The organism is Rhodococcus sp. 008, assembly GCF_001682295.1.
GTDB classification, from domain to species: domain Bacteria; phylum Actinomycetota; class Actinomycetes; order Mycobacteriales; family Mycobacteriaceae; genus Rhodococcus_F; species Rhodococcus_F qingshengii.
This window is the reverse complement of sequence record NZ_CP012749.1, coordinates 6,002,086-6,024,500: the sequence shown is the minus strand read 5'-3', so window position 1 is coordinate 6,024,500 and position 22,415 is coordinate 6,002,086. Positions and strand designations below refer to the sequence as shown.

Here is a 22,415-nt window from a genome sequence, read left to right as displayed (position 1 = left end):
AAGTGGTTCAAGCGACCGCTGATCGTGGCACCGCTGGCAATCGTGCTGGTGGTGGGAATTGCGTTGACGGCTTGGTTGTCTCCGGTGCTCTCGGTCCGGGGCACCGAAGTTCTCGGTGCGACGACCGTCAGTGAGGAACAGATCCTTTCGCTCCTGGCCGTACCGACCGGTCAGCCGTTGATGCGGGTAGACACCGGCGCCGCCGCCGCACGTGTGGCGACGATTCCGAAGGTGGCCTCGGCTCGTGTGCAGCGGATGTATCCGTCGACTATCCGCGTCACCGTCACCGAACGGGTACCGGTCGTCTTCGTCGACTCACCTGAGGGTGCACACCTGCTGGACGAGAAGGGCGTCGACTTCGAGATGGGCGTCCCGCCGCCCGGGGTTCCGCGTCTGGTGACACCGACGCCCGGGTGGAACGACGAGCCGACGCTTGCCGCGCTCGAGGTGTTGTCGGTGTTGCCGCCGGATCTGAGATTTCAGGTGGGAGAGGTTGCCGCTCGGTCGATTTCGAGTGTCACGCTGACTCTGCTCGACGGTCGCGTCGTAAACTGGGGCGGTGTCGAGCACTCGGATCGTAAGGCTGCTGTGACGCTTCCGCTGTTGACCCAACCGGGGCAGACGTACGACGTGTCCAGTCCTGATCTGCCGACGGTGCGATAGCGCCCGGTGCAGCCGTGCGTCAGTGCGCAGCAAATACTTCGGTGTGTCTCGGCGCGCCTAATGGCGGAACGCGACGACGGTGCATAGCGTTTCGTTTCAGATCGAATACTTGACATAACTCTAACCCTGTGGTTGAGGTTTAGAGTTTATCTCGAACACCAGCAGTACCAAATACACCAGCAGTACCAAATACACCAGCAGTACCAAATACACCAGCAGTACCAAATACACCAGCAGTAACAAATACAGCAGCAGTAAAAAGACAGCAGCACTGACAAGCAGCGTGAAACACGACACGGAAGGCGAGAGCCGATGACGCCCCCGCACAACTACCTCGCCGTAATCAAGGTCGTCGGCATCGGCGGCGGCGGCGTGAACGCAGTCAACCGCATGATCGAACAGGGACTCAAGGGAGTCGAGTTCATCGCGGTCAACACGGACGCGCAAGCCCTTCTGATGAGTGACGCCGACGTCAAGCTCGACGTCGGTCGTGAATTGACCCGTGGCCTCGGCGCCGGTGCCGACCCGGAAGTGGGTCGCAAGGCAGCCGAAGATCACAAGGACGAGATCGAAGAGGTCATCAAGGGCGCCGACATGGTGTTCGTGACCGCAGGCGAGGGTGGTGGCACCGGAACCGGTGGTGCCCCTGTCGTGGCAAGCATCGCCCGGAAGCTGGGCGCACTCACCGTCGGCGTCGTGACGCGACCGTTCTCTTTCGAGGGCAAGCGTCGTGGGGGACAGGCGGATACCGGAATCCAGGCGCTCCGCGAGTCCTGCGACACACTGATCGTCATTCCCAACGATCGCCTGCTCCAGCTGGGTGACGCGGCCGTCAGCCTGATGGACGCGTTCCGCAGCGCGGACGAGGTTCTCCTCAACGGCGTCCAGGGCATCACCGACCTCATCACCACTCCGGGTCTGATCAACGTCGACTTCGCGGACGTCAAGGGTGTCATGTCCGGTGCCGGTAGTGCGTTGATGGGAATCGGTTCCTCGCGGGGTGAGGGACGCGCGATCAAGGCGGCGGAATCCGCGATCAATTCCCCGCTCCTCGAAGCTTCGATGGAAGGCGCCCGCGGCGTGCTTCTGTCGATCGCCGGCGGTAGCGATCTGGGCCTGTTCGAGATCAACGAGGCGGCTTCGCTGGTGCAGGAAGCTGCCCACATCGACGCCAACATCATCTTCGGAACGGTCATCGACGATTCACTCGGTGACGAGGTTCGTGTGACGGTCATCGCTGCGGGATTCGACGGAGGAGCTCCGGCTCGTCGTCCCGTGGAGTCGACCGCGCAGGGACGTGGAGCTATCGGCGCCGGGCGCGCGGGTGAGGTCGGCCGGTCGCCGGTGGCCGCCGAACCTGCTGGCGAGCAGCCGATTTCCGCAGCGCGCGAGACCACCGGTTCGGGCAGCTTGCCTCCGATCGGTGGCCCCCGCCATGCGCCGGTCCAGGAAGACGAGGGCGACGACGACGTCGACGTGCCGGTCTTCATGCGTCGCTGACGTAGGGCTACAAACAGTTTCGAGAACAGGGTGCCCGGAATTTCTGGGTACCCTGTTCTTGACTGGATGTCCGGTCACGTCTGAGCCGGACGACAACTTTCGACGTTTGTGAGCACACTTATCTTGAGTACCGAGAAGTCGACCACCCGCACCCGCATTCGCCGCGTCGTGACCAGCCGAGCCGGTGGTGTTTCCGCGTCACCGTACGAGTCGTTCAATCTGGGCGATCACGTCGGAGACGATCCGGCAGCCGTCGATGCGAATCGCCGACGTCTGGCTCGCGAAATAGGCGTCGAGCCTGACCATCTCGTGTGGATGGAACAAATCCATTCGCGCAACGTCACTGTCGTGACGGAACCGACCGACGAAGTGATTCCGGTGACGGATGCTCTGGTCACCACTGTTCCCGGCCTGGCGCTAGCCACCCTCAGTGCAGATTGTGTTCCCGTTCTGCTCTCCGACGAGGAGGCCGGTGTGATCGCGGCCGTTCATGCCGGACGGATCGGTGCCCGCATCGGTATCGTCCCGCGCGTCCTCGCGGAGATGGTGCGTCAGGGCGCGGACGTTTCGCGTATCGGCGCCTTCCTCGGTCCGGCTGCGAGCGGACGCCAGTACGAGGTTCCCGCTGCGATGCGCGCGGACGTGGAAAAGCACTTGCCGGGCAGCGCAACTCGCACCGAGAAGGGCACGCCGGGGCTCGATCTGCGTGCGGGACTGCGTAAGCAGTTGCTCGCCGCGGGTGTGTCCGGTGTCGCCGAGGACCCGCGGTGCACGATCGAGGATCGCGCGTTGTTCAGTCATCGCCGAGAATCTCTGACCGGGCGTCAAGCTGCAGTGATCTGGATGGAAGCGCCCGCAGCGCAGGAAACCGTCTAGGCAGAAATGCGCGAGACGGAAATGCGGCTGACAGAAATATCGACGGCACTCGACTCGGTGAGGGCGCGATTGGCGGCCGCCTGCCTTGCCGCCGGTCGCGAGGTTTCCGACGTAGCACTGCTGCCGGTGACCAAATTCTTTCCGGCGTCCGACGCTCGAATCCTGTACGAACTGGGTTGCCGTGAATTCGGTGAGTCTCGTGAGCAGGAAGCAGTGGAGAAGGTCGCGGACTTCGACGGCGCTGCACAGACGGGCGCGATCGATGATCCGGTTCGCTGGCACATGATCGGACAGTTGCAGCGCAACAAAGCTCGGTCGGTAGCGAAGTGGGCCTATGCAATTCACTCGGTGGACAGTGCGCGACTGGTCGATGCACTCGATCGGGCTGCGCTGAGTGCTTTGTCGGACGGTGAGCGCACGGAGCCGCTCCGGGCGCTCATCCAGGTAAGTCTCGACGGAGACCCCGCGCGTGGCGGAGTTCCGACGGGCGAACTAACGCCTCTCGCCGAGCGGATCGAATCAGCCGAAGGTCTCGAATTCGCGGGACTGATGGCCGTCCCGCCGCTTGGATCAGATCCGGACGAGCAGTTCGAAATCCTCCGCAGGGCACATCTTTTGATCCTCGAATCGCATCCCCGGGCAACCGAACTCTCGGCCGGTATGACCGGCGATCTGGAGGCTGCAGTGCGCCACGGATCAACCTGCGTGCGTGTCGGAACCGCACTGCTCGGCTCACGACCAGTAATCTCGAGGTGATCGCTCAGGTGATCGCCCAACCCGTCCACACCGCTGCGACCGGTCGCAGTCGGATTGATTCCGCCGCGCCAAGGAAGGTCGATCAATGAGCAACCTGCATAAGTTCAAGGCTTACTTCGGCATGGTTCCCCTCGATGACTACGAGGACGAATACGTGGAGGAGCCCGATCAGGCTCGCCGCGCACCCCGTCGTAGTCACGACGGCTATGCCGAGCGCGACGACCGCGAGTTCGTCGAACCTGCCTTCTCGAAGGCGAGCTACGCGCCCAGTCGTCGTGACGAAGAGGACGCGGAGTTCGATCGCTACGATTCCCGGCCCCGCGTCGACACCGTTCCCAGCCGCAGCAGCCGCCCGGCGATGGCGCCGCGCCCGGCAAGCCGTGGCAACCTCGCGGTCGACGCGCGCGCAGAGCGACCCGAAGCGCGACGTGCGCCGGTTGTCGACGACGGCGGCCCGCTCGCCAAGATCACGACACTGCGTCCGCAGAGCTACGCAGAGGCCCGCACGATCGGTGAGCGGTTCCGGGACGGCACTCCCGTCATCATGGATCTGGTCGACATGAGCAACGCCGACGCGAAGCGTCTGGTCGATTTCGCGGCCGGCCTGGCGTTCGCATTGCGTGGTTCTTTCGACAAGGTAGCCACCAAAGTGTTTCTTCTCTCACCGGCCGACATCGACGTTTCCGCCGAGGAGCGCCGTCGGATCGCCGAGACGGGTTTCTACAGCCAGAAATGATGGTCTCGACCGCAGTCCGGCCCCTGAGCAGGGGTGACGTGAGCACATTCGAACGGCGGCCCGCCTCGGCGGACGCCGCATTCGGACCCATCGCCGGCCGTTACAAGACGGACTCGATGCGGACCGGTTCCGGAATTGCTGCGGTGTGTCTGTTTTGGACACACCGCAGAAGTCAGGCAGAGTGAGGGTGTGGACGCGCTTCTCTCTGTGATCTATCTGGTGCTGGTTGTCTTCTGGCTGTTGCTGATCGGCAGAGTGATCGTCGAGTTCGTTCGTTCGTTTGCCAGAGATTGGCGACCGACCGGATTGGTCGCAGTCATTCTCGAAACCATTTTTACGATCACCGATCCTCCGGTGAAACTGCTCCGCAGGTTGATCCCCCCGATCAACCTCGGTGGAGTTCGCTTGGATCTATCCATCATGGTCTTGCTTTTCATCGTCATCATCCTGATGTCGGTTGTTCGCTGAGCGCAGTCCGAGTGAGTGGTATGCCAGAATGGATGCCATAACTCATCCAGTGGTTCGCCACTACGTAGACTGTGTTGCAACTGAATGCTTGCTAGACCGCCAAATGACGCGTGAAGGGATCCTTCCATGCCGCAACTGACTCCAGCTGACGTGCACAACGTTGCGTTCAGCAAGCCGCCTATCGGCAAGCGTGGCTACAACGAGGACGAGGTCGACGCATTCCTCGACCTCGTCGAGCAGGCGCTGTCGCAGCTCATCGAAGAGAATGCGGACCTGCGCCAGCGCGTAGGTGAGCTGGATCAGGAGCTCGCGGCTGCCAAGAAGTCGCCGGCACCTGCTCAGCAGGCAGCACCCGTCGCAGCGCAGCCCAAGCCGGAGCCCGCTCGGGTCGTCGAACCGCCCAAGCCTGCACCTGTTGCAGCGCCGGTTCCCGCCGCCGCTGCCGTTGCAGCGCCGCAGAGTGGCGACACCCACATGCAGGCCGCAAAGGTCCTCGGACTGGCTCAGGAGATGGCGGATCGCCTCACCAACGATGCCAAGACCGAGTCCGAGCAGCTGCTCGGCAGTGCCCGCACCAACTCCGAGCAGCTCATGAGCGAGGCTCGCAGCAAGGCTGACGGCATGATCGCGGATGCGCGCAACAAGTCGGAGGCGATGCTCACCGACGCTCAGACTCGCTCCGAGACCCAGCTTCGCCAGGCTCAGGAGAAGGCAGACGCTCTCAAGGCGGACGCCGAGAAGAAGCACACCGAAATCATGGCGACCATCAACCAGCAGCGTTCGGTCCTCGAGGGCCGTATCGAGCAGCTCAAGACGTTCGAACGCGAGTACCGGGTGCGCCTGAAGTCCTACCTGGAATCGCAGCTCGAAGAGCTCGAACAGCGCGGCTCGGCCGTTCCGGTCGACGGTGGACAGGATTCCTACAGCCCGTCCTTCGCCAAGGGAAACAGCTGACCGAGAGCGCCCCGTCGGCTCAGCTATCGGACCGGACAAAGGTTGATACGTGCTGGTCGTGACGTTGGTTCTCGCGGGAGTTGGTTTCGCTCTCCTGATCGTCGCCCTGACCACAGGGTCGCTGATCTGGGCGTGGGCATGTATCGCGATTTGTGTAGCAGGTGCCGTCCTCCTGCTGGTCAGTGCGCTGACCAGCAGGAAGGCGGTTCCTTCGTTGGATGACCCGGCATCGGGCAGCGGAATGTCGTCGCCTTACGGTCGAGTCGAGAGTTCCTCGGATTCGTCGATCGACGATGCAGCCACCGCCAACGATGACAATCAGAGAAATCATGGCGAGTCGCCGGGTGGCCCCGACAAGTCCTAGGGCGAGTTCCGACAAGGTCCAGGACGAGTATTAGACTGTCCAACACGAATACCAGGCTGTGATCCGGCAATCACCGGGGAGCTTTCGGAAGAACGGTTCTTGTCGCTTCAGGCGCCCAGAACTCAGTAGAACCGAACGGGTGAGCCCGTCACAGCTCGATCGAGTGGCACCTCGGGATCCAAGCGCGGATCTACGGGGTGCAAACGGGGTGGTACCGCGGTGTCGGCGCACAAGCGCCACGTCGTCCCCGTGCCGAGTCCGACTGGCACGAGGAGATCGCCATGGCGAGTAACGGGTATCCCAAAGTCGACTACGGTGTCCCCGCCGACACCGGAGTCAAGTTCCCCGAACTGGAACAGAAAGTCCTGAAACAGTGGGACGACGACGACACCTTCCGTGCGTCGGTTTCCAATCGGGACGGCAGCGAAGAGTTCGTTTTCTACGACGGACCGCCCTTCGCAAACGGTTTGCCGCATTACGGTCACCTGCTGACGGGGTACGTCAAGGACCTGGTGCCGCGCTTCCAGACCATGCGTGGACGCAAGGTCGAGCGACGCTTCGGCTGGGACTGCCACGGACTGCCCGCAGAACTCGAAGCGGAGAAGCAACTCGGCATCAAGGACAAGGCCGAGATCGAAGTCATGGGTCTGGCCAAGTTCAACGAGTACTGCAAGGCCTCGGTGCTCAAGTACACCGACGAGTGGCGCGACTACGTCACCCGCCAGGCACGTTGGGTCGACTTCGACAACGACTACAAGACCCTGGACGTCGACTTCATGGAGTCCGTCATGTGGGCCTTCAAGGAGCTGCACGACAAGGGCCTGATCTATCAGGGCTTCCGCGTGCTGCCCTACAGCTGGTACGAGCAGACTCCGCTGTCCAATCAGGAGACTCGTCTCGACGACGCGTACAAGATGCGTCAGGATCCTGCAGTCACGGTCGACATGCCGCTGGTCGCTCCGGGTTCACCATTGGACGGCGCAAACGCGATCATCTGGACCACGACTCCGTGGACACTGCCGTCCAACTTGGCCACTGCGGTTCATCCCGAGGTCGACTACGTCCAGGTGCTCGGCGAGGACGGAAAGCGGTACGTGCTCGCGGAAGCACGGGTTGCTCATTACGCACGTGAGCTGGGGGAGGACCCCGAGGTCGTTTCCCGTCACAAGGGCGCCGAGTTGGTCGGACTGTCGTACACACCGCCGTTCGACTTCTTCCTCGGACATCCGAACGCGCACGTCGTGCTTTCGGCCGACTACGTGACAACCGATTCCGGAACCGGAATCGTCCACCTCGCACCGGCTTTCGGTGAGGAGGATATGGATGTCGCCACGGCCAACGGTATCGAGGTCGTGCAGCCGCTCGATCCGGGTGGAAAGTTCACCTCGATGGTTCCGCCGTACGAGGGCTTGATGGTCTTCGACGCCAACCCGGTCATCATCAAGGACCTCAAGGCCGCTGGAAAGCTGCTGCGGCACGAGACGATCGAGCACTCGTACCCGCACAGTTGGCGCAGTGGGCAGCCGCTCATCTACATGGCGGTTCCCTCGTGGTTCGTCGCGGTCACCAAGTTCCGCGATCGCATGGTCGAGCTGAACAAGGACATCACCTGGGTGCCCGAGCACATCCGTGACGGCCAGTTCGGCAAGTGGCTCGAAGGTGCACGCGACTGGAACATCAGCCGAAACCGCTACTGGGGCAGCCCGATCCCGGTGTGGGTGTCGGACGATCCGCAGTACCCGCGTACGGACGTCTACGGATCGCTCGATCAGTTGGAGGCAGACTTCGGTGTGCGTCCGACCGATCTGCATCGCCCGATGATCGACGACCTGGTCCGCCCGAACCCCGACGACCCGACCGGGAAGTCGATGATGCGCCGCGTTCCCGAGGTGCTCGACTGCTGGTTCGAATCCGGTTCGATGCCGTACGCGCAGGTGCACTACCCATTCGAGAACCGTGAATGGTTCGAGGGCCATTTCCCGGGCGATTTCATCGTCGAGTACAACGGGCAGACTCGCGGCTGGTTCTACACGCTGCACGTGCTGGCCACCGCACTCTTCGATCGTCCGGCGTTCAAAACCGTTGCTGCGCACGGCATCGTGCTCGGCGACGACGGACTCAAGATGAGCAAGTCCAAGGGCAACTACCCGGACGTGAAGGAGGTGTTCAACCGCGACGGCAGCGATGCCATGCGATGGTTCCTGATGTCTTCGCCGATCTTGCGCGGCGGAAACCTCATCGTGACCGAGCAGGGCATCCGCGAAGGTGTGCGTCAGGCATTGCTCCCGCTGTGGAACGCCTGGAGCTTCCTGCAGTTGTACGCGCCGGAATCCGGTGTGTGGCGTACCGATTCGGAGAACATCCTCGATCAGTACATCCTGGCCAAGCTCGCTACCACCCGCGACGTGATCACCGAGGCCCTCGAGGTCAACGACATCGCCGGCGCGTGCGACGAGCTTCGGTTGTTCTGTGACGCACTCACCAACTGGTATGTGCGACGGTCGCGTTCGCGGTTCTGGGACGAGGATCGCGACGCGATCGACACCCTGCACACCGTGCTCGAGGTCGTGACGCGTCTCGCTGCGCCGCTGTTGCCGCTGGTGTCCGAGGTGATCTGGCGCGGGCTGACCGGGGAGCGCTCGGTTCACCTGGCTGATTGGCCCGAGGCGTCGGAGCTCCCCGCGAACCCCGAGCTGGTAGCGGCGATGGACGACGTCCGGACCGTGTGCTCCACGGTGCTGAGCCTGCGCAAGGCGCAGAATCTGCGTGTTCGTCTTCCGCTGCCCGAGGTCACGGTTGCGGCGCCGGATGCCGAGCGTCTGCGTCCGTTCCTCGGACTGATCGCCGACGAGGTCAACGTCAAGAAGGTCGATCTGACCGATGACGTCGACGTGCACGGGCGCTTCGAGATCGCGGTCAATGCGCGTGCTGCAGGACCGCGTCTGGGCAAGTCCGTTCAGACTGTCATCAAGGCGGTCAAGGCGGGCGACTGGACCGAGAACGCGGACGGCGTCGTGGTTGCGGCGGGCATCGAACTGCTGCCCGAGGAGTACACGCAGAAACTGGTTGCGGCCGAGCCGGATTCGACGGCAGCACTGCCGGACGGTGCGGGACTGGTCGTACTCGATTCCGCTGTGACGGAGGAACTCGAAGCCGAGGGATGGGCCAAGGACCGTATCCGTCAGTTGCAGGATGCGCGCCGTGCTGCCGGTTTCGACGTCTCGGACCGGATCAACGTCGTGCTCGAGGTTCCGCAGGACTGCAAGGAGTGGGCGGAGCGTCATCGCGAATTGATCGCCGGTGAGGTTCTGGCCACCTCCTTCTCGGTGGGTGAAGCGGGAGACGACGCCGTCGATCTCGGTGACGGTATCCGCGCCGCGATCACGAAGGTCTAATACCGCCATATCTACTCCGGCTCCCCGATGAATGTCTGTATGTCGGGGTGCCGGAGTAGTTTGCTCTCATGAGCACGAGCAAGGAAACCGTGGCGCGCATTCTCGAGCAGTTGGAACCGCTCGACGTGCGGGCAAGGGCGATGTTCGGCGAGTACGGACTGTATTGCGACGAGAAGATCGTGGGCTTGATCTGCGGAGACGTTCTGTTCGTCAAACCCACCGAGGTCAGTACGGAGTTCGGATCAGAGGCCGATCTGGCTCCGCCGTACCCGGGAGCGAAGGATTATTACCGGGTGACGGAGGAACGGTTGCAGGACCTCGATCACCTGCACGCCTTCATTCAACGGACTGCCGACGTATTGCCCCTGCCGAAGAAGAAGTCGCCGAAGAAGAAGGCGCGGACGTAAATTCTGCACCTACTTTTGAGAGAACCGTAACGCCCGATGAATCAAGGTGATCCCACACGAAGTCGTAGGTGGGTGCTGCATCTCGACATGGATGCGTTTTTCGCTTCCGCCGAGCAGTTGACGCGTCCCACTCTGCGAGGTCGCCCGGTGCTGGTCGGCGGCTTGGGCGGGCGCGGGGTGGTGGCCGGGGCAAGTTACGAAGCGAGAGTTTTCGGTGCGCGATCGGCAATGCCGATGCATCAAGCACGCCGGATGGTCGGTGGTGGAGCGGTGGTATTGCCGCCACGGATGTCCCTGTACTCGGTTCTCAGTAAACGCACGTTCGACGCGTTGCGCCTTCGTATGCCGATCCTCGAGCAACTGTCGGTGGACGAGGCTTTCGGGGAACCGGTGGAGTTGGCCGGTGTCGGAGCTGACGAGGTCCGCGCGTTTTGTGAGGACCTGCGGGCGTTGATCAAAGCCGAGACCGGGTTGGTCGCTTCGATCGGGGCCGGCGCAGGTAAGCAGGTCGCCAAGATCGCGTCGGGACTGGCAAAGCCCGACGGCGTCGCAGTGATTCCTCCCGGGATGCAGCACGAGTTGCTCGATCCACTGCCGGTGCGAAAGCTGTGGGGGATCGGCCCTGTTGCCGAGGAAAAGCTCAAGCGTCTCGGCATCGAAACCATCGGAGGGTTTGCCCGCACTCCCATAGCGGAGGTGGCGTCGATACTCGGAACCACTGTCGGACCGGGGTTGCACCGCCTCGCTCAGGGGATCGACGATCGACCGGTCGCGGAGCGTGCCGAATCCAAGCAGATCAGCGCGGAATCCACGTTCGCCGCAGACATCGTCACCATGGCGCAACTGCGCGCGGCCGTCGAAAGTAGTGGTCGTGCAGCATTTTCCAGGCTGGAGAAGGACGGAAGAGCTGCTCGCACCGTCGTACTGAAGCTCAAGAAGTCCGATATGAGTATCTTGACTCGATCCGTGACGCTGCCGTTTGCCACCATCGACCGCCAAATCCTCATTGCGACTGCGCAGAAACAGGTCATCGATCCACAGGAATTGGGGCCGATTCGCCTGGTCGGTGTGGGATTCGCCGGTTTGTCCACCGTTCGGCAAGGATCACTTTTTCCCGAGTTGGATCAGGATGTTCCCGGCTATCCGGTCGAGACTCTCACTGGTGCCCTCGATGAGGCCGAACTCGACGTTCCGGTGGCAGCACGTGTCCCTCAGCGCTACTGGCACCCCGGTTTGGACGTGAAGCATCCAGAATACGGACACGGTTGGGTGCAGGGCGCCGGGCACGGTGTGGTCACCGTTCGCTTCGAAACCCGTTCCAGCGGAACGGGAATCGCCAAAACCTTTGCCGAATCCGATGAGGTGCTCGAGGTAGCAGATGCGGTCGACAGCCTTCTCTGAGGATGTCCTTAGACTTTTTCCGCTTACCGTTGGGTAATGTTGTCGACGATCCTCGAGCAAGCACGATGTTCGACTGACGCTCGAATGTGAACACCCGAATGGATAGGACTGAGAAGTTGAAGCTTCAGAAGATGACCGTTGCAGCCGTGGCGATCGCAGCAGCCCTGACGATGACCGCGTGTGGTTCAGACGGAGGAGACTCCGACAAGACGACTTCGGCGAAGCCCACGACCACCACCTCTGCGGCACCCACGTCCGAGGTTGTTCTGCCGACCGCCCCTGAGCTCAACGCCAAGGTCGCTCAGGCACTCGACGAGAGCGTTCCGGCCGCAGACAAGGTCAACCTCGTCCAGGGCGCCGAGGCTGATCCCGAGCTGATCAACCAGGTCGCCGCTGCCGCCAAGGCTGCCGGCGCGCAGGTCGAGATCCTCGACCCGGTCACCGACACGGGCAGCGAGACGGCAGCAGCTTCGCTGAACATCGTCGTCAACGGCCAGCCGCTGCAGCAGGGCCTGCAGGCGTCGTTCGTCTACGAAGACGGCGTCTGGAAGCTCTCGAAGACCACCGCTTGCCAGATCGTCGGCGTTGCAGGTCTGACCTCGCCGGCTTGCGCTGCTTGATCTCTCGGTAACACCTGAAACACCAGAGCGGCCGCCGACTCCCGAAGGGGAGTGGGCGGCCGCTCTTCACGCGGTAAGCGACGTCAGTGATGGAATCCCTCGGTGACGCGCGGCCGCGGCATCGGGCTGTCCAGTTCGTCGAGGAACGCGGTTTCCTCTTCGATGATGCGCAGCAGATTGGCCGCCAGGTCCATGCTCAGTCCGTTACGAACCACGATGCGCTGCACTGTCAGATCCGCGAGATCGTCCGGCATGGGGTAGGCCGGCACCAACCAGCCCTTGCCTCGCAACCGGTCCGAGAGGTCGTACAGCGTCCAGTTGGACGTGTGCCCCTCGGCGAGGCGCCACGCGAAGACCGGGATGTCGGAACCGTCGTTCCACAGTTCGAACGCGTCGAGTTTCCCGATCCCTTCGGCGAGAAATTTCGCCACGTCCTGGGAGGACTGCTGGATCGCGCGATAGCCGTCGTGGCCGAGACGCAGGAACAAGTAGAACTGCAGGATCACCTGAGCGCCGGGACGCGAGAAGTTCAGTGCGAAGGTCGGCATACTGCCGCCGAGGTAGCTCACCTTGAAGACGAGGTCGTCGGGAAGTAGATCCTGCGATCGCCAGACCACCCAGCCGAGGCCGGGGTAGACGAGCCCGTACTTGTGCGCCGAGGTGTTGATGGAGTGGACGCGCGGTAGTCGGAAATCCCATTCGAGTTCGGGCTGAAGGAACGGTGCGATCATCGCACCGGAAGCGCCGTCGACGTGGATGGGGACGTCGAGTCCCGTCTTCGCCTGGATCGCATCGAGTGCCTTCGAGATTTCCAGGACCGGCTCGTACATCCCGGTGTACGTGACGCCCATGATCGCGACGACGCCGATGGTGTTCTCGTCGACGTACTTGTCCAGATCGTGACCGTCGAGGGTGCGGTGTTCCTCGCTGATCGGCACGTAACGCGCTTCGACGTCCCAGTAGTTGCAGAACTTCTCCCAGCACACCTGGACCGCGGAACTCATGATGAGATTTGGCTTTTCGGTCGACTTGCCCGCGGCTTTTCGTGCGTGCTGCCAGCGTCGTTTCATCGCCAGGCCGCCGAGCATGCAGGCTTCGGACGAACCGATCGTCGAGGTGCCGATTGCGTCCTTGGGGGAGGGTGAGTGCCAGAGATCGGCAAGGATGCGCCAGCAATAGGTTTCGATCGCGGCGGTCTGCGGATACTCGTCCTTGTCGATCATGTTCTTGTCGAACGACTCGGCATACAGTTTGGTGGCGTGATCGTCCATCCACGTGCTGACGAACGTCGCGAGATTGAGCCGCGCATTGCCGTCGAGCATCGTTTCGTCGTGGACGATCTGATACGCGGTCTCGGGAAGCATGCCATCGGGTTCGAGTGTGTACTTCGATGCAACCGAATCCTCGCCAGGCCTCGAGAAGATCGGATTGACGGCTACGTAATCGGTGTGATCTGACCTTCTGGGTTCCGGCATGAACTCTGGCTCCTCACATCAGTGTGTCGCGTTGGTCTGTTTCGTACCTACTCTCACCGTTCAGTGTGGACGGGCAGTTGTCAAAGGGTCTGTGGTCCCGAATCATTCGCGAAAGGCCGAGACAGGACGAATCCGCTCGTTGTCAGGGCGTTTGTGCGCGCAGGCGATCTGCGGCGGCCGATGCCATCGAGTGGAGAACATCGGGGGCGATCGGACTCGGCGCCGTCGCGGACAGCTGAGTCAACGTCGTCCCGACTGCGGCCACGATCGCGTCGGCAACCAAGGTGAAACCGCCACTCTCCGTGATGATTCGGAAAGCGAAAGACGCATCGCCGATGTTCGGGTCCGACGCTCCGCCGACGCGATAGGTGATTGTCGTTCCGTCGGCATCGGTTCCCGAATACTCCGCACACCCAGCCAGCGTGGTCTGAAGTTTCTCGAAAGCTGCTGCTGCCGCGGTGCCGTCGGCGTACGAAGCAGAGTCCTGATCGATGCTCGTGAAATCGGGGCCGGTGAACATGTCGGAGAGGTCGGCGACCGATCCGGGAGCCTGGGTGGCTATCGGCGCCAGAACCTGGGCGCAGACGGCGGGGTCGGTGCTCGACTTGTCCGCCTCCGAATTCTCCGGCGCCGGTGCGAGGCCGAGGTCGTCGACCGGGTCGGGAACTATGTCGAAGTCCGCAGGTAGCTCGGACAGGGTGAGCGCGGCTCGTTGCAGGCCGTCACGGTCGAGAGGCGCCCCGCTCAGCGGTGCGGCCGGAGCAGCCGTGAACGGCGCCAAGCCGACCTGTGGGGCGGAAACCTGCGTAGTCGTGTCGGCACCAGGCGAGTCGTCCGAGCCGCAACCGGTCACGACGAACAGTGCCGCCGTTGCGGTCAGACCAAGTGCGAGAAGCGACCGGCGTGTCACGATTCCCACCGAATGCTGTTGGAGATGGTCTGCCGGATCACCGAGGAGCTGTCCGGGTCGCCGTATGCCTGGTCGCCGCCGACGGTCATCTGTCCGTCGATCGGCAAGGGGAGTGAGAGGTCGACGGTGAGGTTTCCGGAGCCGGCCATGACGTACTGATCGATGTTCAGCGTTCCGGCGTCACCGGCCAGGTTCCAGACCGGGCTCTGCGGGGTCTGCGATACGTCCACCGCGAGCGAAAGCCGATTGCCCTCGCGCGCGGTGAGCGTGACGGTGGTTGTCTGATCGAGCAGGATTTCGCTGCTGACTTGCTGCCGAACCACCCAACGTGCGCCGACACCGACCGGAGCGTCGGGGAGTGCGACGGTCCGGTAGACCGCTTGGCCCAGCGCTTGTTCGATTGCAGCGCGGGCAGCATTGGCCGAGTTGGCGGAGGGCTTCAACCGTAGGGCGGTGATGGCGCCCGAATCCGTGACCGACAATCCGGCCGCAGACCCGTCGGCCCCGCTCAGCGCAGCCTGCAGCGTTGCATCGGGCGAGGTCATCGACGACAGCGTGAGGTCAACGACTGCGGTGGGATCGTCAGCGGTCACGTTTGCCGAGAGCGGGATCGTGATCTCCGGCGAAGAGAAATCCTGCGCCGGTTGTTGATCGATCTGCTGACTCACGACGGCCTGGGTGACGAGCGTCGCCGTCTGCGTGGTGCCGACAGGCAAGCTCGTACGCAAAACCTCGCGCGGCTCGCTTCCCGCCTCGAGAACTTCGACCGTCGCGGCGGTCACCGGAACAGTCACCTCACTCGGCGAGGAGGTCGGGGTGTTCGGAGGTTGATCCGAGTCGCCGCAAGCGGTGAGAACGGTGGTGAGAGCGAGGGCAGCGAGGGCGAACGGAACGCGTCGGCCGGTCGTGGACAGCAGTGGCACGCGCTCCAGGCTAGCCGCAGTTGCAGAGTGCGTGACCCGGTGCGGTGAACATGAGGGATGATGGTTGCGTGAGTACAGACCACCCAGACCGAGATGTCAACGCGGAGGATCAGCCGATTACCGAAATCTCGAAGGCCGACGAGCCCGAAACCGTGAAACCGGAAGCCGTGAAATCGGAAGACGGTGACCTGGCGGTTGCGCCGGTCGAAAAGCCCCGCCGGCTGACCATGCTCATTGCCATCGCCGCTGTCATCCTGCTCTCGGACATTCTCACGAAGGTGTGGGCAGTCGCCGCGGTCAAACCGGGGCAGCCGATCGAAATCATCGGTGACGTGGTCACATTCACGATGGTGCGCAATCCGGGGGCAGCGTTCTCGATGGCGACGTCGATGACGTGGATCCTCACTCTCGTCGCAATCGGTGTGGTCATCGGTGTGATCAAGATCGGTCGCACGCTCCGATCACCGTGGTGGGCGCTCGGTCTCGGCCTCGTTCTCGGCGGCGCGCTGGGTAACCTCGTCGACCGATTCTTCCGCTCTCCCGGAATCATGCGCGGACATGTGGTGGATTTCGTCTCCGTCGGCTGGTGGCCGGTGTTCAACATCGCGGATTCCGCGATCGTCTGTGGCGCGATTCTGCTCGTCGTCCTGACACTGTTCGGCTTCGAACCCAACGGTGAACGCCTGCGTGATCACAAGGCGGACGACAAGAAGCTCACCGAATCGAAGGCTGCAGCCGAGGGAGAAACCAAGTGAGGGAATCCCGTTCGATGCCAGTGCCCGACGGTCTCGATGCCATGCGCGTCGATGCCGGCCTCGCGCGCCTTCTCGGACTCTCGCGCACCGTGGTCGCGACACTCGCGGAAGAAGGCTCGGTACTCGTCGACGGTGTGGCCGTCGGCAAGTCCGATCGTCTGACCGCAGGGTCGTGGCTCGAGGTAGTCCTGCCCGAACCGCCGCGGCCCCTGACCATCGAAGCGACACCGGTCGAGGGAATGGAGATCCTCTACGCCGACGACGACGTCGTGGCAGTCGACAAGCCCGTCGGAGTTGCCGCGCACGCCAGCGTCGGGTGGACGGGACCGACCGTCATCGGCGGACTTGCCGCGGCCGGTTTCCGCATCTCGACGTCCGGTGCCCACGAGCGTCAGGGCATCGTCCACCGTCTGGACGTCGGAACGTCGGGTGTCATGGTGGTTGCCACATCCGAGCGCGCGTACACGTTGCTCAAGCGCGCTTTCAAGCAGCGGACCATCGACAAGCGCTACCACGCTCTCGTGCAGGGACATCCCGACCCGAGCAGCGGAACGATCGACGCGCCCATCGGACGCCATCACGGGAACGACTGGCGATTCACGGTCACGGCCGACGGCAAGCCCAGCGTCACGCACTACGACACCATCGAGGCGTTCCAGGCAGCGAGTCTGCTGGACGTGCACCTCGAAACCGGTCGCACACACCAGATCCGTGTCCACTTTTCGGCGTTGCGCCATCCGTGCTGCGGCGACCTGACTTACGGCGCGGACCCTCGACTTGCCGAAAGGCTCGGCCTCGAGCGCCAGTGGTTGCACGCCGTGTCTCTTGGATTCGCACATCCGGCGGACGGTCGCTGGGTCGAGATCAAGAGCAAGTACCCGAAGGATCTCGAACACGCACTCGAAGTTCTCCGGTCCTCATGACACCGCGCGGGCTTACCCCCGCGCTGGCCGTCGTCGCGGTGGTGGTCGGTGTGGCGGCGGTGGTGGGCGTGGGGTTCGCGAATCCCGTGCCGACCCCGCCGATCCGGACGGACACTCTGGGTCCGGACAGCGGGGAAGCTGTCCCGGACTACCTCGACCGAGCGCGAGATTCTGTTGCGTCGGTCGACGGGCCGGCGTGGGCGTTGGTCTCGTTCACGAAGGCACTCACCGTCGGCGAGGTCATCACGTCGACCAGCAGTGTTCAGGTGCCGGGCGCTGAGGTCTCGGGCGTTCGCGTGTCCAGGGTCATGTTCCGAGTTCCGATCGAACGCGTCCAGACGCCGCTCATGTCGGTGCCCGTGCCCGACAACGACGAAGCAGTGCGCAGATCGCCCGGGGTTGCAGCCACGCGACTGGTCTCGCTCGGCGGCGACACCGATCGTCAGCAACAGGTGGCGCTCGCGTCGGCGAAGCGATTGTCCGCCGGGTGCGCCTGCGCGGTGGGCGTGCTGGTGCGAGCTACTCCCGAAGGACTCGAAGCGATCGAACATGACTCGAACGTCCGTGCAGTGGAAGCGTTGCCGTCCGACGCCTCGCCGTGGCTGGCAGCCGTCCGCCCCTTGCTGCCGGAGTACGTGGACGTCGTTGCTCCCGGCCCCGACGACGGCCCGGTCCCGTGAACTCCGGTTCTGTGAACAAGGACGAACGCGCTAGGTCCGGTTCGTCCTCGGGGATCCTCTACGGTGTGGCGGCGTTCCTGTTGTGGGGAACGTTCCCGGCATTCTTCGGACTACTCGACTTCGCCGATCCGGTCGAGATCCTGGCGCACCGGGTGGTGTGGACCCTTCTGTTGATGCTGATCGTGTTGGCCTTTGCCGGCCGCCTCGGATCGCTTCGCGGAATCAGCGCACGCACCTGGCTGCTGGTGACCGCGGCGTCAGCGGCGATCGCCGTGAACTGGGGGACGTACATCTATGCCGTGGTGTCAGGCCGCGTCGTGGAGGCGGCTCTCGGGTACTTCATCAACCCGCTGGTCACCGTTCTGCTCGGCGTCGTGATCTTCCGCGAACGACTGCGTCCCGCCCAGATCGCCGCGCTCGTTCTCGCTGCCACGGCAGTTGTGGTGATCACGGTCGACTTCGGGAAACCTCCGATCGTCGCTTTGCTGCTCGCCGGCTCGTTTGCCACCTATGGGTTGGTCAAGAAGGTGGTTCCGCTCGATCCTCGAACCAGTTTGACTGCCGAGGGAGTCGTTGCCGCACCGTTCGCGGTCGGCTACCTCGTGTTTCTCGGCCTGACCGGGGCCGGTGCATTCATCAGCAGCGGTACCGGGCACAGCCTGTTGCTGCTTGCCGCCGGCCCGGTCACCGCGCTGCCGCTGCTCCTGTTCGGCGTCGCCGCTCAGAGAGTTCCGTTGGCGACGATGGGCATGCTGCAGTACCTCACCCCGGCGCTCCAGATGGCGTGGGGTGTGGCCGTCATGCACGAGGACATGCCGGCGTCACGGTGGATCGGCTTCGTTCTGATCTGGGCTGCACTGGTGATCTTCACGACAGACACCTTCGTCGCCAGTCGACGTTCGCGGCGTTCGGTGAGGTCGAGCGCCGAACCCGAGGTTCCGGTCACGTGACCGGAGGCGGCGCACGGCGACTCCGCTACGTCGGTCGCCGGTCGTGTCGGCAGCGCGGCATACACTCGATCTCGCTCCCAGACCTTCAGAGAGGCGCACGTGGCTGACTCGTTCGTACATCTTCACAATCACACCGAGTACTCGATGCTCGACGGTGCGGCCAAGGTCGGCGCCATGTTCGAGGAGGCCGCTCGTCTCGAAATGACCGCAGTCGGCATGACCGACCACGGAAACATGTACGGCGCCAGCCAGTTCTACAACGAGGCAAAGAGCGCCGGCATCAAGCCGATCATCGGCATCGAGGCGTACATCGCACCCGAATCCCGCTTCAACACAAAGCGAGTTCTGTGGGGCGATCGAAGCCAGAAGTCCGACGACGTCTCCGGTAGCGGTGCGTACACGCACATGACGATGGTGGCCGAGAACGCGACCGGACTCCGAAACCTCTTCAAGCTGTCTTCTCTCGCGTCCATCGAGGGACAGCTCGGCAAGTGGCCTCGCATGGACGAGGAGCTCATCGCGGCGCACGCCGAGGGCATCATCGCCACCACGGGCTGCCCGTCCGGTGAGATCCAGACCCGCCTTCGTCTCGGCCACGATCGCGAGGCTCTCGAAGCTGCCGCGAAGTGGCAGGAGATCTGGGGCCCGGACAACTTCTTCCTCGAACTGATGGATCACGGTCTCTCGATCGAGCGCCGTGTGCGAGAGGGTCTGCTCGACATCGGCAAGCAACTCGGTATTCCGCCACTTGCCACCAACGACTGCCATTACGTCACCAAGGACGCCGCCGAGAATCACGAGGCGCTGCTCTGCATTCAGACCGGCAAGACGCTCTCCGACCCCACTCGCTTCAAGTTCGACGGCGACGGCTACTACCTCAAGTCCGCTGCCGAGATGCGCGCCATCTGGGACAACGAGGTACCGGGGGCATGCGACAACACCGTTGCCATCGGCGAGCGTGTGCAGTCGTACGAGGACGTGTGGGCGTTCCACGACCGCATGCCGATCTTCCCGGTCCCGGAGGGACACACGCAGCAGACCTTCCTGCGCGCCGAGGTGATGCGCGGACTCGATCGCCGCTTCCCGAGCGGACCGCCGCAGGAGTACCTCGCCCGCGCCGACTACGAGATCGGCGTCATCAACGAAATGGGCTTCCCGGCCTACTTCCTCGTGGTCGGCGACCTGATCAACCACGCCAAGGACGTCGGGATCCGTGTCGGGCCCGGCCGTGGATCGGCTGCCGGTTCGTTGGTGGCCTACGCGATGGGTATCACCAACATCGACCCCATCCCGTACGGGTTGCTGTTCGAGCGATTCCTCAACCCCGAGCGTGTGTCCATGCCCGATATCGATATCGACTTCGATGATCGCCGTCGCGGCGAGATGGTTCGCTACGCGACGGACAAGTGGGGCAACGACAAGGTCGCCCAGGTCATCACCTTCGGCACCATCAAGACCAAGGCTGCCATCAAGGACTCGGCTCGCGTCCAGTTCGGCAAGCCGGGCTTCGCCATCGCCGATCAGATCACCAAGGCACTCCCGCCGCCCATCATGGCCAAGGACATCTCTGTCTCCGGTATCACCGATCCGAAGCACGAGCGGTACAAGGAGGCCGTCGAGGTTCGAGCACTCATCGACTCCAGCCCGGACGTCGCGAAGATCTACAAGACTGCGGTGGGTCTGGAGGGGCTGATCCGTAACGCCGGTGTGCACGCCTGCGCGGTCATCATGTCGTCCGAACCGCTCACCGACGCAATCCCGGTCTGGAAGCGCGCCCAGGACGGCGCAATCATCACCGGGTGGGACTACCCCTCGTGTGAAGCCATCGGCCTGCTCAAGATGGACTTCCTCGGTCTGCGAAACCTCACGGTCATCGGCGACACGCTCGAGAACATCAAAGCCAACCGCGGCATCGACCTCGACCTCGACACTTTGCCGATGGACGATGCGGCAACATACGAACTGCTCGCCCGCGGCGACACTCTCGGTGTGTTCCAGCTCGACGGCGGCGGTATGCGCGAGTTGCTGAAACTGATGCAGCCCACCGGATTCGGCGACATCGTCGCCGCCTTGGCGCTGTATCGACCGGGACCGATGGGTGTGGACGCCCACATCTCGTACGCTAAGCGCAAGAACGCCTTGGAAGACGTCAAGCCGATTCACCCCGAATTGGAGGAGCCGCTCGCGGAGATCCTCTCGGAGACCTACGGCCTGATCATCTACCAGGAGCAGATCATGCAACTGGCGCAGAAGGTGGCCGGGTATACCCTGGGTCAGGCCGACTTGCTGCGTCGCGCCATGGGTAAGAAGAAGCTGTCCGAGCTGGAAAAGGCCTACGCCGGCTTCCGGCAGGGCATGTTGGACAACAACTTCAGCGAAGCCGCCATCAAGGCGCTGTGGGACACGGTCCTTCCCTTCGCCGGCTACGCGTTCAACAAGTCGCACTCCGCCGGCTACGGACTCGTGTCGTATTGGACTGCGTACCTCAAGGCGAACTACCCGGCCGAGTACATGGCGGGTCTGCTGACCTCCGTCGGTGACGACAAGGACAAGTCCGCGATCTACCTCGCAGACTGCCGCAAGTTGGGCATCACCGTTCTCCCACCGGACGTCAACGAATCGCGAGTCGACTTCGCGACCGTCGGTGACGACATCCGTTTCGGTATGGGGTCGGTGCGTAACGTCGGCGCCAACGTCGTCGCCTCGATCATCAAGGCGCGCACCGAGAAGTCGAAGTTCACCGATTTCTCCGACTATCTCGGCAAGATCGACGCGATGGCTTGCAACAAGAAGGTCACCGAATCGCTCATCAAGGCCGGTGCTTTCGACTCGTTGGGTCATCCGCGCAAGGGCCTGATGTTGGTTCATGCCGACGCCATCGATTCCGTGATGAGCACCAAGAAGGCGGAGGCGATCGGACAGTTCGACCTCTTCGGCGGTGCCGAGGCGGACGAGTCGATCACCTCGGTGTTCGACGTCAAGATTCCTGACGAAGAGTGGGATTCCAAGCATCGCCTGGCGCTCGAACGAGAGATGCTGGGGCTGTACGTTTCCGGTCACCCGCTCAACGGCGTCGAGCACATTCTTCGCCAGCAGTCCGACACGTCCATCGCCGCGATACTGGAAGGCGGCGTCCAGGACGGTGCCCAGGTAACTCTCGGCGGCATCATCGCCTCGGTGGACCGCCGGGTCAACAAGAACGGTCTGACCTGGTGCATCGTGCAGCTCGAGGATCTCGTGGGTGGAATCGAGGTGCTGTTCTTCCCACAGGCGTACGCCGTGTACGGAATGGACATCGCCGAGGATGCCATTGTGTTGGTCAAGGCTCGCGTCTCGATCCGAGACGATCGGATGTCACTGATCGGCAACGACCTTGCGGTACCTGATATTTCGGCGATCGGGGTTGCGCGTCCGCTGTCGGTCTCGCTGCCGCTTCGGCAATGCACCAAGGACAAGCTCAGTGCTCTCAAGCAGGTGTTGACCAGGCATCCGGGGACGTCCGATGTCCATGTCCGACTGATCGGCGGAACCGAAATCAGCTTGTGGAAGATCGACGACGTCCTTCGGGTCGAACCGTCCTCGGCACTGATGGGCGACCTGAAGGCTTTGCTCGGACCGAGTTGCCTGACGGTCTGACCGCCGAGCGGACCTGAACCGAA

At 63.1% G+C, this 22,415-nt stretch carries 20 protein-coding genes; 17 read left to right on the top strand and 3 right to left on the bottom strand.

What is annotated here, in order from left to right:
- Positions 1–24: 24 nt before the first annotated feature.
- The 12 genes from AOT96_RS27735 (at position 25) to AOT96_RS27675 (ending at position 12,140) form a co-directional block, all read left to right on the top strand.
- Positions 25–663 (top strand): cell division protein FtsQ/DivIB, encoded by a 639-nt coding sequence (locus AOT96_RS27735; RefSeq protein ID WP_007733212.1) that lies wholly within the window; start codon positions 25–27, stop codon positions 661–663.
- Positions 664–975: 312 nt separating this feature from the next.
- Entirely contained in the window at positions 976–2,163 is a 1,188-nt protein-coding gene (ftsZ, locus tag AOT96_RS27730) for a cell division protein FtsZ (protein ID WP_003941788.1), read from the top strand.
- A 108-nt stretch (positions 2,164–2,271) separates the two neighbouring features.
- Positions 2,272–3,039, top strand: coding sequence for a peptidoglycan editing factor PgeF (gene pgeF, locus AOT96_RS27725; protein ID WP_007733207.1), 768 nt, complete (start codon positions 2,272–2,274; stop codon positions 3,037–3,039).
- A 6-nt stretch (positions 3,040–3,045) separates the two neighbouring features.
- Positions 3,046–3,795, top strand: a complete 750-nt coding sequence (locus tag AOT96_RS27720) for a YggS family pyridoxal phosphate-dependent enzyme (RefSeq protein ID WP_007733204.1) — start codon at positions 3,046–3,048, stop codon at positions 3,793–3,795.
- A gap of 85 nt (positions 3,796–3,880) precedes the next feature.
- A complete protein-coding gene (locus AOT96_RS27715; RefSeq protein WP_003941752.1) occupies positions 3,881–4,531 on the top strand; it encodes a cell division protein SepF in 651 nt (216 codons plus the stop codon).
- A gap of 189 nt (positions 4,532–4,720) precedes the next feature.
- Entirely contained in the window at positions 4,721–4,999 is a 279-nt protein-coding gene (locus tag AOT96_RS27705) for a YggT family protein (protein ID WP_003941780.1), read from the top strand.
- 126 nt (positions 5,000–5,125) lie between these two features.
- Positions 5,126–5,953, top strand: a complete 828-nt coding sequence (gene wag31, locus AOT96_RS27700) for a DivIVA-like cell division protein Wag31 (RefSeq protein ID WP_003941722.1) — start codon at positions 5,126–5,128, stop codon at positions 5,951–5,953.
- A gap of 49 nt (positions 5,954–6,002) precedes the next feature.
- Complete coding sequence (locus AOT96_RS27695; protein WP_047270105.1) at positions 6,003–6,317, top strand: hypothetical protein; 315 nt, start codon at positions 6,003–6,005, stop codon at positions 6,315–6,317.
- 281 nt (positions 6,318–6,598) lie between these two features.
- Positions 6,599–9,712: an isoleucine--tRNA ligase gene (gene ileS, locus AOT96_RS27690; RefSeq protein ID WP_047270136.1), complete on the top strand. Its 3,114-nt coding sequence runs from the start codon at positions 6,599–6,601 to the stop codon at positions 9,710–9,712.
- Between the two features lie 68 nt (positions 9,713–9,780).
- Complete coding sequence (locus AOT96_RS27685; RefSeq protein WP_003941748.1) at positions 9,781–10,119, top strand: TfoX/Sxy family protein; 339 nt, start codon at positions 9,781–9,783, stop codon at positions 10,117–10,119.
- Positions 10,120–10,155: 36 nt separating this feature from the next.
- Positions 10,156–11,520 (top strand): DNA polymerase IV, encoded by a 1,365-nt coding sequence (locus AOT96_RS27680; RefSeq protein WP_042452844.1) that lies wholly within the window; start codon positions 10,156–10,158, stop codon positions 11,518–11,520.
- Positions 11,521–11,651: 131 nt separating this feature from the next.
- Positions 11,652–12,140 (top strand): hypothetical protein, encoded by a 489-nt coding sequence (locus AOT96_RS27675; protein ID WP_371713249.1) that lies wholly within the window; start codon positions 11,652–11,654, stop codon positions 12,138–12,140.
- Positions 12,141–12,223: 83 nt separating this feature from the next.
- Here the strand turns inward: AOT96_RS27675 and AOT96_RS27670 are convergent, their stop codons facing one another.
- The 3 genes from AOT96_RS27670 to AOT96_RS27660 all read right to left on the bottom strand — a co-directional run bounded on the left by AOT96_RS27670 (position 12,224) and on the right by AOT96_RS27660 (position 15,448).
- Positions 12,224–13,615 (bottom strand): glutamate decarboxylase, encoded by a 1,392-nt coding sequence (locus tag AOT96_RS27670; protein ID WP_042921836.1) that lies wholly within the window; start codon positions 13,613–13,615, stop codon positions 12,224–12,226.
- A 142-nt stretch (positions 13,616–13,757) separates the two neighbouring features.
- Positions 13,758–14,525, bottom strand: a complete 768-nt coding sequence (locus AOT96_RS27665) for a sensor domain-containing protein (protein WP_231917360.1) — start codon at positions 14,523–14,525, stop codon at positions 13,758–13,760.
- Positions 14,522–15,448, bottom strand: coding sequence for a hypothetical protein (locus tag AOT96_RS27660; RefSeq protein WP_065352582.1), 927 nt, complete (start codon positions 15,446–15,448; stop codon positions 14,522–14,524). Before AOT96_RS27660 ends, AOT96_RS27665 begins: the two co-directional genes overlap by 4 nt.
- A 68-nt stretch (positions 15,449–15,516) precedes the next feature.
- Here AOT96_RS27660 and lspA point away from each other — a divergent pair, with 68 nt between their 5' ends.
- The 5 genes from lspA (at position 15,517) to dnaE (ending at position 22,392) form a co-directional block, all read left to right on the top strand.
- Positions 15,517–16,203, top strand: a complete 687-nt coding sequence (gene lspA, locus AOT96_RS27655; RefSeq protein WP_003941684.1) for a signal peptidase II — start codon at positions 15,517–15,519, stop codon at positions 16,201–16,203.
- Positions 16,200–17,126, top strand: coding sequence for an RluA family pseudouridine synthase (locus AOT96_RS27650; RefSeq protein ID WP_007733161.1), 927 nt, complete (start codon positions 16,200–16,202; stop codon positions 17,124–17,126). Before lspA ends, AOT96_RS27650 begins: the two co-directional genes overlap by 4 nt.
- Positions 17,123–17,806 carry a hypothetical protein gene (locus tag AOT96_RS27645; protein WP_065352581.1) on the top strand — a complete coding sequence of 228 codons (684 nt, stop codon included), beginning with the start codon at positions 17,123–17,125 and terminating at the stop codon, positions 17,804–17,806. Before AOT96_RS27650 ends, AOT96_RS27645 begins: the two co-directional genes overlap by 4 nt.
- 11 nt (positions 17,807–17,817) lie before the next feature.
- Positions 17,818–18,756 (top strand): EamA family transporter RarD, encoded by a 939-nt coding sequence (rarD, locus tag AOT96_RS27640; RefSeq protein ID WP_064113284.1) that lies wholly within the window; start codon positions 17,818–17,820, stop codon positions 18,754–18,756.
- 99 nt (positions 18,757–18,855) lie between these two features.
- On the top strand, positions 18,856–22,392 hold the full coding sequence (gene dnaE, locus AOT96_RS27635) for a DNA polymerase III subunit alpha (RefSeq protein WP_065352580.1): 3,537 nt from the start codon (positions 18,856–18,858) through the stop codon (positions 22,390–22,392).
- Positions 22,393–22,415: the final 23 nt, after the last annotated feature.

Excerpts from the sequence above, each read along its gene's own strand:
- ftsZ (WP_003941788.1), top strand. The coding sequence starts at position 976 with ATGACGCCCCCGCACAACTACCTCGCCGTAATCAAGGTCGTCGGCATC.
- AOT96_RS27720 (WP_007733204.1), top strand. The coding sequence starts at position 3,046 with ATGCGCGAGACGGAAATGCGGCTGACAGAAATATCGACGGCACTCGAC.
- AOT96_RS27715 (WP_003941752.1), top strand. The coding sequence starts at position 3,881 with ATGAGCAACCTGCATAAGTTCAAGGCTTACTTCGGCATGGTTCCCCTC.
- wag31 (WP_003941722.1), top strand. The coding sequence starts at position 5,126 with ATGCCGCAACTGACTCCAGCTGACGTGCACAACGTTGCGTTCAGCAAG.
- ileS (WP_047270136.1), top strand. The coding sequence starts at position 6,599 with ATGGCGAGTAACGGGTATCCCAAAGTCGACTACGGTGTCCCCGCCGAC.
- AOT96_RS27685 (WP_003941748.1), top strand. The coding sequence starts at position 9,781 with ATGAGCACGAGCAAGGAAACCGTGGCGCGCATTCTCGAGCAGTTGGAA.
- AOT96_RS27680 (WP_042452844.1), top strand. The coding sequence starts at position 10,156 with ATGAATCAAGGTGATCCCACACGAAGTCGTAGGTGGGTGCTGCATCTC.
- AOT96_RS27675 (WP_371713249.1), top strand. The coding sequence starts at position 11,652 with ATGACCGTTGCAGCCGTGGCGATCGCAGCAGCCCTGACGATGACCGCG.
- AOT96_RS27670 (WP_042921836.1), bottom strand. The coding sequence starts at position 13,615 with ATGCCGGAACCCAGAAGGTCAGATCACACCGATTACGTAGCCGTCAAT.
- AOT96_RS27645 (WP_065352581.1), top strand. The coding sequence starts at position 17,123 with ATGACACCGCGCGGGCTTACCCCCGCGCTGGCCGTCGTCGCGGTGGTG.